This window comes from Pseudomonas sp., from assembly GCF_032058845.1.
GTDB lineage: Bacteria > Pseudomonadota > Gammaproteobacteria > Pseudomonadales > Pseudomonadaceae > Aquipseudomonas.
Window position 1 is genome coordinate 1 of the sequence record NZ_DAMCCR010000153.1, and the last position, 7,582, is coordinate 7,582.

Here is a 7,582-nt window from a genome sequence, read left to right on the forward strand (position 1 = left end):
GCCGGTCCGGCGCTCCGGTCAGCCGCGATGGGCTGCAAGGCAGCCCCAATTGCTAGAAAGCGGCTTAACTGACTGGCATTAGGCGGGTGCGCCGGTTTTTTCATGCTTCAGACATGCGCCGCACGCGGCCCTACTGGATTTCCTCCGGCGTCACGATCACCCAGTTCTTGTCGGCCGTTACCGGCAACCCTTCCTTGGCCTGCGCGGCGGCGTTCTTGGCGATCATGCCGTTGAGCTGGTCCATGTACTTGGCCTTGCGGTTGATCCACAAGTGGACGCCACCCTTGTTCACATCCACACCGTGGAAGAGCATGAAGCCATCACTCGACGGGGTGTCGCCGCCCACCAGCACCGGGCGTTTCCACTGGTCGATGTAGGTGAGGATGGCCGCCTGCTTGCCCGCCATCCAGGTGGCAGGGGTCCATAGGTACGGGGTCATTTCCAGGTTTTCGTTGGCCTTGGCGTCGTAGTGGCCGGCGCTGATCTGCTTGCGCGCGGTCGTCAGGCTGCCGGTGGCGCGATCCTTGAGCAGCAGGCTGACACCGATGACATTCTGCGGTTTGACGTTGTAGCCGTACTGCGGATCGGCGGCCACCATGCGCACCAGCTCTTCGCTGGCGGCGGTGATCACGTAGACGTCGATACCGTTCTCCATCAACTTGTTGTACAGCTCGGTCTGCCCGACGAACACCTTGGGTGGCTGCACCTCCATCGACTTGACCTGATCGCCCTCGAAATAGGTGGCGGGGATCGGCTTGCCCGAGGCCATCAGCTCATCGACCTGCACCTTCAATTGCTTGAGGGTGAAGCCAGAAAACACCTGCGCGACCCAGGGGTAGCAGACCATGTCGTCGATTTCGCACAACCGGTAGTAGTAGCTGAACAGGCTTTCCTTGTGCTCGGCGGTGTCCTTGAAGGGAATGGGCTTGAGCGAAGGGTCGAGCTTTTCGCGGGTCAGCAGGCCCTTGTTCTCCATGAACGGCAGCAGGGCCTCTTCGAGGTCGAAACGGTAGCTGGTGTTGTCCATGTCAAAGACTGCGTAGTTACCTTTGTTGGCATTGGCAGCGATCATCGTGTCGAGTTGCCTGGCGGCCTCGACGGGCCAGTGTTTCAGTTCGGTCGCCGCCCAGGTGCTGGCGCTGACGAGCAGGGCAAGACCACCAAGCAGGTATTTCGAAGCAAGCATCGCGAGGCTCTCCAAGGACGTGGGCGCTAAAGCCTAGACCGCTTATGTGACGCGCGTGCGACCACGTGGCAGTTGGTCGGCACCGAGGAACCGCCGCCGTCGCGTACACGTCACAGCTGTCGTTATTTCCAAAACGACTAACGAAATAACATTTGGGTATAAATTCCTTTGTTTTCAGCCTGTTAGCATTTGCGATTGCCTTCGCTCACTGCAGCGTTGCCTACGTCTTGCTCGAACTGGAGCCTCAATGAATCTTCCGCTGTCTCTCAACCTCCTGGCGTTCCTCGCCCTGCTGCTGGGCCTGGCACAGACTCGCCGCACAGACTGGAGCCTGGCGAAGAAGGTACTGCTGGGCCTGGTGCTCGGCGTGCTCTTCGGGTTGGTGTTGCACACGCTGTATGGCGCGGGCCATCCGGTACTCAAGCAGACCATCACCTGGCTCGACCTGGTCGGCAACGGCTATGTCGGCTTGCTGCAGATGATCGTCATGCCGCTGATCTTCGCCTCGATCCTCAGCGCGGTCGGGCGACTGCACAATGCCTCGTCCCTCGGGCGTATCAGCGTGCTGAGTATCGGCACGTTGCTGATCACCACGGCCATCGCCGCGCTGATCGGTATCCTGCTGACCAACCTGTTCGGCCTCAGCGCCGAAGGCCTGATTGCGGGCGTGCAGGAAAGCGCGCGGCTGCAGGCCATCCATGCCGATTACGTCGGCAAGGTCGCGGACCTCAACGTGCCGCAGTTGCTGCTCTCGTTCATCCCCAGCAACCCGGTGGGTGACCTGGCCCGGGCAAAGCCGACCTCGATCATCAGCGTGGTGATCTTCGCGGTGTTCCTCGGCATGGCTGCGCTGCAACTGATGAAGGACGATGCCGAGAAAGGCACGCGCGTACTGTCGGCCATCGAGACCCTGCAGGCCTGGGTGATGCGCCTGGTGCGCCTGGTGATGAAGCTGACGCCGTATGGCGTGCTGGCGTTGATGGCCAAGGTCGTTGCCAGCTCCAACCTCGAAGACATCCTCAAGCTGGGCAGCTTCGTGGTGGTCTCATACCTGGGCATGGGCCTGATGTTCGTGGTCCACGGCCTGATCCTCGCCGCCACTGGCGTGAGCCCGCTGCGCTTTCTGCGCAAGGTCTGGCCGGTGCTGACCTTCGCCTTCACCAGCCGCTCCAGCGCCGCCAGCATTCCGCTCAACATCGAAGCGCAGACCTTGCGCCTGGGTGTACCGCAGTCGATCGCCAGCTTCAGTGCGTCGTTCGGCACCACCATCGGTCAGAACGGTTGCGCTGGGCTGTACCCGGCCATGCTGGCAGTGATGGTTGCGCCCACCGTGGGTATCAACCCGTTCGATCCGCTGTGGATCGCCACCCTGGTGGCCATCGTCACCTTGAGCTCGGTCGGCGTGGCCGGCGTGGGTGGCGGCGCGACCTTCGCCGCATTGATCGTGCTGCCCGCCATGGGCCTGCCGGTCGAACTGGTGGCACTGCTGATCTCGGTCGAGCCGTTGATCGACATGGGCCGCACCGCGCTCAACGTGAACGGTTCGATGACGGCGGGCATGGTCACCAGCCAACTGCTCAAGCAGACCGATGCGCAGGTGCTGGCCAGCGAAGAGCGGGCGCAGCTCACTCAGGTGTGACCTCCCAGGTGCGCCTGAGGGCGCATCCGACCTCGCCTTGCGCGGCCTTGACGCACATTGATGCAACCCTCGGCGCGTCTCACGGCGCGCCCAGGCCCTCCTGCAGCAGCTCGGCAAAGGCCTTGGCCATCGCCGACCCGCCGTGCTGGCGCTGCACCAGCCACACGGCGGTCACCGCGTCCTCGTCCAGCAGGGTGCGGTAGACCACGCCCTCGATGCGCATGCGCTGGAACGAAGCCGGCAGCACCGACACCCCCAGCCCCGCCGAAACCAGGCCAATGATGGTCATCGCCTCCCCGGCTTCCTGGGCAAAATGCGGGCTGAACCCGGCCGTGCGTGCCAGGCTGAGCAATTGCGCATGCAGACCGCTGCCATAACTGCGTGGGAAGAACACGAACGGCTCGTCGGCCAGTTGTGCCATGTACAGGCCCGTTTCGCTGCCCTCGGCCAACCGATGCGAAGCGTTGATCACCGCCACCAGTGGCTCGCGCAGCAGTTCGGTGGCCACCAGCCCCTCAGGCAGCGGCATCGGCCGCATCAGGCCGACCTCGATGGACTCGTCGAACACACCCGCCGCCACATCGCGGCTGCTCAGTTCCTTGAGGTTCAGGTGCACGGCGGGAAAGCGCTGGCGGAAGGCATGCAGCGCCTTGGGAATTTTCGAGGTGAAGGGCGCCGATGAAGTGAAACCGATCTTCATTTCGCCCAACTCGCCCAGTTGTGCGCGGCGCGCGACGTCGGCGGCCTTCTCGACCTGAGCCAGCACCTGCCGCGCCTCGTCCAGAAACAACCGCCCCGCCTCGCTCAGTTCGACCCGCCGGTTGGTGCGCTCGAACAGGCGCGCGCCCAGCTCCTGCTCAAGCGCCTGGATCTGCTGACTGAGTGGCGGCTGAGAAATGCCCAGCTGCTGGGCGGCGCGGCCAAAATGCAGCTCTTCGGCCACAGCGATGAAATAGCGCAGGTGACGCAGCTCCATGAGCATCCTCTTATTGAGTCGTGAAAGCTCTTAAATAGGTCGAACAATATATTGGAAGTAATCATTAGCCAGCTATATGATTTTTCCTACCGCACCACCGGCCCACGCCGTCCGAGGTCCAGTTTCGTGAAATCCGCCGTCGCTCCGCATCCCACCCGCCCCGCCACTGCCCAGGTTACGCCTGGGCCAACGCTGTGGATCGAGAAAGGCACCCCAGCCTTCATGAGAACCGTGCTGGCGTTGTTCAGCGGCGGCTTTGCCACCTTCGCTTTGCTGTATTGCGTCCAACCGATGATGCCGCTGCTGTCTCATGATTTCGCCATCAATGCGGCGCAGAGCAGCCTGGTGTTGTCGGTCTCCACGGCCACGCTGGCGATCGGGTTGCTGATCACGGGCCCCATTTCCGACCGCATCGGGCGCAAACCGGTGATGGTCGCGGCCCTGCTCTGCGCCGCGCTGGCCACCTTGGCCAGCGCCGTCATGCCGACCTGGGAAACCCTGCTGGCGACCCGGGCGCTGGTGGGCCTGTCGCTCAGTGGCCTGGCGGCAGTGGCGATGACCTACCTGAGCGAAGAAATCGCGCCCCAGCACATCGGCCTGGCCATGGGCCTGTACATCGGCGGCAACGCCATAGGCGGGATGAGCGGACGCCTGATCAGCGGTGTTCTGATCGATTTCGTCAGCTGGCACACAGCGTTGCTGGTGATGGGCGCGCTGGCCCTGGCAGCGGCGGTGGTGTTCTGGAAAGTGCTGCCCGAATCGCGCAATTTTCGCCCCCAGTCACTGCACCCGCGCCGCTTGCTCGATGGCTTCGTGCTGCACTTCAAGGATGCTGGCCTGCCGTGGCTGTTCCTCGAGGCGTTCTTGCTGATGGGTGCGTTCGTGACCCTGTTCAACTACATCGGCTATCGCCTGCTGGCCGGGCCCTATCACCTGAACCAGGCGCTGGTGGGCTTGTTGTCGGTGGTCTATCTGTCAGGCATCTACAGCTCTGCCCAGGTGGGCGCCCTGGCTGACAAGCTGGGCCGGCGCAAGGTGTTCTGGGCCAGCATCGTGGTCATGGCGGCAGGTATGGCGCTGACCATGGCCGCGCCGTTGAGCCTGATCGTCATCGGCATGCTGGTGTTCACCTTCGGCTTTTTTGGTGCGCACTCGGTGGCCAGCAGCTGGATTGGCCGACGCGCGCTGATCGCCAAGGGCCAGGCGTCGTCGCTGTACCTGTTCAGCTACTACGCAGGGTCGAGTGTCGCCGGGACAGCAGGCGGGGTGTTCTGGCACCTGGGCGGCTGGAATGGCATTGGCCTGTTCATCGGCAGCCTGCTGGCCATTGCCCTGGGCATCGCCGTCCACCTGAGCCGCCTGCCGCCCAAGGGTTGAGCCTTACAACCACATGCGGCGCAAGATCCGCTGGCCGCTGAGCTGATGCTTGCACACGGCCGCAACATGCATCAGCACGACGCCCGCCAGCGCGACACAGCTGGCGATGTGCAGGGTGAACCAGCGGCCTTGCCAGGTGCCGTCAGCCAGGAGGGCCGGGATCTGCCACCTGCCGAAAACGTCGATCGCCCTGTCCATCATCAGCACGCCTGACAGCAATACCAATGCCGTCAGCCCGTAGAGCGCATGGTGCGCGATGCTTGCTGCCACACGGCCCAGGCGGCTTCGGTCGATGCTGGGCGGTGCAGGTTTGAGCACACGCACCAGGCAACGCAGCATGAAGACCGGGATGTAGACGGTGGTGAGCGAGACGTTCACCCAACCCACCCAGGCGCGCGTCGGTGCCTCGACCTCTGCATAAGCGACGTAGAAGCCGCTGATCAACACCCAGATGATGACCAGCGCTGATACCCAGTGCAGCAGCACCTGTGCCCAGCCATAACGGTCGACCTTGCAATGTTCGCTCACGGTAGCGCCTCTCAAACGATGTGCGTCGTTCGCGCGACAGCGTTTGAAGCTGGCAGCCCGGCAAACGGCGCAGTGGATCGAAGGCGCAGAAGCTTATAAGGAGCAATCGGAGTGTGCCGTAGGAAAAGGCGGCCTTGCGAAGCGGATTAGTCGTCAACTGACGGATGCCGCTTGCCAGCCCGTTGCAGGCTGGCAAGACGCACAGGGTGCTGGGCTTCAGCCGTGGTACTGCGCCGACAGCTCGTGCACCGCTTCGATGAACACGCCGGCGTGCGCCGGGTCGACCTCGGGGGTGATGCCGTGGCCAAGGTTGAACACGTGCCCGTTACCGTGGCCGTAGCTGGCCAGGATCCGCGCCACTTCCTTGCGAATCGCCGCCGGGTTGGCGTATAGCACGGTCGGGTCCATGTTGCCCTGCAGGGCCACTTTGCCACCCACGCGCTGACGCGCTTCGCCGATATCGCAGGTCCAGTCCAGGCCCAGGGCGTCGGCGCCGGCATCAGCGATGCTCTCCAGCCACAGGCCGCCGTTCTTGGTGAACAGGATCACCGGCACCTTGCGCCCGTCATGCTCGCGGATCAGGCCGCTGACGATCTTGCGCATGTAGGCCAGGGAGAACTCCTGGTACGCCGCAGACGACAGGTTGCCGCCCCAGGTATCGAAGATCTGCACCGCCTGGGCACCGGCCAGGATCTGCCCGTTCAGGTAGGACGTGACCGACTGCGCCAGCTTGTCGAGCAGCAGGTGCAGGGCTTCGGGGGTGTCATAGGCCATGGCCTTGATCTTGCGGAAATCCTTCGAGGAGCCGCCTTCGACCATGTAGGTGGCCAAGGTCCACGGGCTGCCGGAGAAACCGATCAGCGGTACGCGACCATTGAGCTCACGGCGAATAGTGCTGACGGCATCCATCACGTAGCCCAGGTCTTTCTGCGCATCGGGCACGGGCAGTGCTTCGATGTCGGCCAGGGTGCGCACGACTTTCTTGAAACGCGGGCCTTCGCCGGTTTCGAAGTACAGGCCCAAGCCCATGGCATCGGGGATGGTGAGGATGTCGGAGAAGAGGATCGCGGCGTCGAGCGGGTAACGCTCCAGCGGCTGCAGGGTGACTTCGCAGGCGAACTGCGGATTCATGCACAGGCTCATGAAATCGCCGGCCTTGGCACGGCTGGCGCGGTATTCGGGCAGGTAGCGACCGGCCTGGCGCATCATCCAGACGGGGGTGACGTCCACGGGTTGCTTGAGCAGTGCGCGCAGGAAACGATCGTTCTTCAGGGCAGTCATGTCGGCATCCGGCAAAAAAGTGCGGGCATTTTCTCAGACACGGGCGCAAAAGGCACGGATGAGACGGGACGATTCGTCTGTTGAGTGCGTTGGGTCAAGGTGCGGATGGGGATGCGGGCTGAATCTGTGCGGTTAGCCATTCCCACCAGAGTGGCCGGGTCGGTACCTCGGTGAGACGCAAGGGACTGAGCAGCATGCCCAATGGGCGCCACTCAGTCCGACCCACCTAACGCAGCGCTTGGTTTGGGCCGGCGCAGCCGGCCCGATCCAGGCGTCGCCAAACAGCAGGAAATAGAGGTTGCAGCCCTGGGTCGGCTGCGCCGCCCATCGCGGCTAAAGCCCCACAAAACGCGGTCCATGTAGGAGCGGCTTTAGCCGCGATGGCCGGCATAGCCGGCCTGATTCAGGCGTCGCCAAACAGCAGGAAATAGAGGTTGCAGCCCTGGGTCGGCTGCGCCGCCCATCGCGGCTAAAGCCCCACAAAACGCGGTCCATGTAGGAGCGGCTTTAGCCGCGATGGCCGGCATAGCCGGCCTGATTCAGGCGTCGCCAAACAGCAGGAAATAGAGGTTGCAGCCCTGGGTCGGCTGCGCCG

The 7,582-nt window shown here is 63.4% G+C and carries 6 protein-coding genes; 2 read left to right on the forward strand and 4 right to left on the reverse strand.

From position 1 onward, the window contains the following. Positions 1–130 precede the first annotated feature (130 nt). A complete protein-coding gene (locus RT028_RS19260; protein ID WP_312936926.1) occupies positions 131–1,186 on the reverse strand; it encodes a haloacid dehalogenase-like hydrolase in 1,056 nt (351 codons plus the stop codon). Between the two features lie 247 nt (positions 1,187–1,433). Here RT028_RS19260 and RT028_RS19265 point away from each other — a divergent pair, with 247 nt between their 5' ends. Continuing rightward, the gene (locus RT028_RS19265) at positions 1,434–2,825 is read left to right on the forward strand and encodes an L-cystine transporter (protein ID WP_312936928.1); all 1,392 of its coding nucleotides are present in this window, start codon (positions 1,434–1,436) and stop codon (positions 2,823–2,825) included. A gap of 79 nt (positions 2,826–2,904) precedes the next feature. On the opposite strand, the gene RT028_RS19270 is transcribed toward RT028_RS19265, so the two are convergent. Beyond that, positions 2,905–3,801, reverse strand: coding sequence for a LysR substrate-binding domain-containing protein (locus RT028_RS19270; protein ID WP_312936930.1), 897 nt, complete (start codon positions 3,799–3,801; stop codon positions 2,905–2,907). A gap of 222 nt (positions 3,802–4,023) precedes the next feature. Between RT028_RS19270 and RT028_RS19275 the strand changes: the two genes are divergently transcribed. After that, positions 4,024–5,178 (forward strand): MFS transporter, encoded by a 1,155-nt coding sequence (locus tag RT028_RS19275; protein ID WP_312936935.1) that lies wholly within the window; start codon positions 4,024–4,026, stop codon positions 5,176–5,178. 3 nt (positions 5,179–5,181) lie between these two features. Here RT028_RS19275 and RT028_RS19280 read toward each other — a convergent pair whose 3' ends face one another. Beyond that, positions 5,182–5,706 carry a cytochrome b gene (locus RT028_RS19280; protein WP_312936931.1) on the reverse strand — a complete coding sequence of 175 codons (525 nt, stop codon included), beginning with the start codon at positions 5,704–5,706 and terminating at the stop codon, positions 5,182–5,184. A gap of 216 nt (positions 5,707–5,922) precedes the next feature. Beyond that, positions 5,923–6,987, reverse strand: coding sequence for a uroporphyrinogen decarboxylase (hemE, locus tag RT028_RS19285; RefSeq protein WP_312936933.1), 1,065 nt, complete (start codon positions 6,985–6,987; stop codon positions 5,923–5,925). Positions 6,988–7,582 lie beyond the last annotated feature (595 nt).